This window comes from Streptomyces sp. PU-14G (assembly GCF_041028275.1).
Taxonomy (GTDB): domain Bacteria; phylum Actinomycetota; class Actinomycetes; order Streptomycetales; family Streptomycetaceae; genus Streptomyces.
Genome location: NZ_JASKYT010000552.1, coordinates 1 through 2,691, shown reverse-complemented (window position 1 = coordinate 2,691; position 2,691 = coordinate 1). Strand labels below are relative to the sequence as shown.

Sequence of the window (2,691 nt, the reverse complement as noted above, 5' to 3'; positions counted from 1 at the left end):
GTGCCCCCTGCTCGTCGCCGGGTGACGGCGACCGGCCCGCCCCGGACCGTCCGCCGCCGCGCCGCGCCGCGCCGCGCCGTGACCGGGCCCGCGGAGCTACGGGGCGCGCCGCGCCCGGTAGGCGCGCATCTTGGCGCGGCTCCCGCAGACGGCCATGGTGCACCAACGGCTGCGTCCTGCGGGGCTGCGGTCGTAGTAGACCCACTGGCAGTCGTCGGCCTCGCACGCCTTGAGCCGCGCCCAGGTTCCGTCGCTCGCCGCGGCGGCGATCCGTGCGGCGAGGTGCGCGGTGAACGCCGGGAGCCCGGACAGCCCCTGCGCCGGACGCAGGTCGGCCTCTCCGTCGCCGTCCAGGCGGAGGGTGAGGGGCGCCTCGCTCAGGTGGCGGTCCAGCGCGGTGACGGCCTCGGGGGGCACGGGGACACCCGTGTGGGCGAGGCAGGCGGCGCGCAGCGCCTCTCTCAGCCGGCGCAGCCCCGCGAGGTCGTGTTTGCCGAGCCGCAGCGCGGTCAACTCGTGTGCGCGGACGAAGCGGGCGAGGTCGTCCGCCGTGCCCAGGCGATCCCTGCCCGACTCGACGTCCAGCGTGTTCGCCAACTCCTGCACCAGAACGAGTGATGCGGGGGCCTGTCTGTCTCCCACCCTTGCCACGTTACCGGCGGCGCCCCATCATGAGGTAACCGGCCGTTACCAGTTGCCGCGCTATAGCGGTAACGCGACGAGAGGGAGACATGATGGCCATCCCCACGATGGGCGTTGTCGTCCTGGACTGCCCGGACACCGGGAGCCTGGCGGATTTCTACGCCCGGATGCTCGGCTGGAAGGTGGACGAGTCGAGGAGCGACAGCACCTGGACCGAGGTGGTGGACGAGAGCGGACGCAGGCGGCTGGCCTTCCAGGAGGCGCCGGGCCTCGTGCCGCCCGAGTGGCCGAGCGGGGAGCACTCGCAACAGCTCCACCTCGACCTGGACGTGTCCCCGGCGCGCATCGACGAGGCCGAACGCGAGGTGCTGGCGCTCGGCGCGCGGCTGCTCCAGGACGACGGCGGGGGCGCACGGGACTTCCGCGTCTACCTCGACCCGGCAGGACACCCCTTCTGCCTCTGCCTGGTCGACCGCTGAGCGGCGAAGCCGTGTAGCGCGGGGACGGCCCGCCGCCCCTCCCGCCTCGGACACACCTGTGGCCGGGCCCCTGTCGCGGGACCCGGCCACAGCCGGTGGTGCGCCGACCGGCCCACCGCTCGGCGCGGGGGCGCCACGTCACCTCAGCGGTCGGAGGTGACGGTCACCTTCTCGTCGTTGTTGAGCTGCTCCACGAGCTTCCTCATCTTGGGCTTGTCCCACTGCAGGTTCCCGCCCGGCGCGTTCCCCGAGATCGGCATGTTCATGGACTTGCCCTCACCGCTGGAGACGTCCTTCATGGCCCAGAACATGGAGGCGACGTTCCACAGGCTCATGTCCTTGTCGACCTTGAGCGTGTCGAGGCCGGCGCCCATCGTCGGGTAGAGCTTGAACGGGTTGAGGACGGTGCCGGGGGTCGCCGCCTGGTTGGCGAGGGCGGCGAGGAACTTCTGCTGGTTCTTGGTGCGGTCCAGGTCGCTGCCCTTGAGCGCGTACCTGGTCCGCACGAAGGCGAGGGCTTCCCTCCCGTCGAGGGTCTGCTTGCCCTTCTTGAAGTCGGCGCCGGACTTGTCGTCGTGGATGTCCTGCGGGATGTCCATCTCGACACCGCCCACCGCGTCGACGATCTTCGCGAAGCCGCCGAAGCCGATCTCCGCGTAGTGGTCGATCTTCAGCCCGGTGTTGTGCTCCACCGTGCGGACGAGGAGCGGCGGGCCGTCCTCGGCGTACGTCGCGTTGATCTTGGTGTGGCGGCCCTGTGCCGGGTAGTGCTTGCCGGACTCGGAGCCGACGTAGGAGGGCACCTCGACGTCGGAGTCGCGCGGGAGCGAGATCATGGTGCTCCCGTTGTCCCCGACGTGCAGAATCATGATCGAGTCGGTCCTGCCCTGGTCGGTGGGGCCACCGGTGTGCAGCTTCTTGCGGTCCTCGGCGGTCATGCCCTCACGGCTGTCCGAGCCGACGATCAGGTAGTTGGTGCCGTCCCCACCCTCGGGCCGGTCCTCGACGATGCTGAGGTCCACTTCGCGGCGCAGCTTGGAGTCGGCCCAGAAGTAGGTGCCGACGGACCAGGCGAGGACCACCACGACCAGGGTGATCAGCCCCCACTTGAACCGGCGCCGCCAGTCGGGGCGGGGGCGGCCGTCGTACCCGGCGGGCCCGCGGTCGGCGCCCCGGCCGCCTCCGCCGCCGTAGACCTGGCCGTCGCTGTAGCCCGAGTCGTAGCTTCCCGGGGGCGGCTGGTCGTACCCCTGGTCGTAGCGGGGGTCGCGCCCGGAATCGTAGTTCTGCCCGTAGTGCGAACCCTGGCCCGGGCCCCGGGTCTGCGGCGGGACACCGGGGGCCGATGTGTGGGGCATGACACGTGTGGGGCCCCCCCCCCCCCCCCCCCCCCCCCCCCCCCCCCCCCCCCCCCCCCCCCCCCCCCCCCCCCCCCCCCCCCCCCCCCCCCCCCCCCCCCCCCCCCCCCCCCCCCCCCCCCCCCCCCCCCCCCCCCCCCCCCCCCCCCCCCCCGCCCGGAATCGTAGTTCTGCCCGTAGTGCGAACCCTGGCCCGGGCCCCGGGTCTGCGG

At 73.1% G+C, this 2,691-nt stretch carries 3 protein-coding genes; 1 reads left to right on the top strand and 2 read right to left on the bottom strand.

Annotated features, from left to right (window positions below; translation table 11 throughout):
- Window positions 1-96: 96 nt before the first annotated feature.
- Window positions 97-642, bottom strand: a complete 546-nt coding sequence (locus tag AB8Z75_RS33200; protein ID WP_369208580.1) for a CGNR zinc finger domain-containing protein — start codon at window positions 640-642, stop codon at window positions 97-99.
- A 92-nt stretch (window positions 643-734) separates the two neighbouring features.
- On the opposite strand from AB8Z75_RS33200, the gene AB8Z75_RS33195 reads away from it, so the two are divergent.
- Window positions 735-1,121: a VOC family protein gene (locus AB8Z75_RS33195; RefSeq protein WP_369208578.1), complete on the top strand. Its 387-nt coding sequence runs from the start codon at window positions 735-737 to the stop codon at window positions 1,119-1,121.
- A gap of 143 nt (window positions 1,122-1,264) precedes the next feature.
- Here AB8Z75_RS33195 and AB8Z75_RS33190 read toward each other — a convergent pair whose 3' ends face one another.
- Window positions 1,265-2,479 carry an LCP family protein gene (locus AB8Z75_RS33190; RefSeq protein WP_369208576.1) on the bottom strand — a complete coding sequence of 405 codons (1,215 nt, stop codon included), beginning with the start codon at window positions 2,477-2,479 and terminating at the stop codon, window positions 1,265-1,267.
- Between the last annotated feature and the right edge of the window lie 212 nt (window positions 2,480-2,691).

What these genes read in the sequence shown, in the direction of transcription:
- AB8Z75_RS33195 (WP_369208578.1), top strand. Translation starts at nt 735, where the DNA reads ATGGCCATCCCCACGATGGGCGTTGTCGTCCTGGACTGCCCGGACACC.
- AB8Z75_RS33190 (WP_369208576.1), bottom strand. Translation starts at nt 2,479, where the DNA reads ATGCCCCACACATCGGCCCCCGGTGTCCCGCCGCAGACCCGGGGCCCG.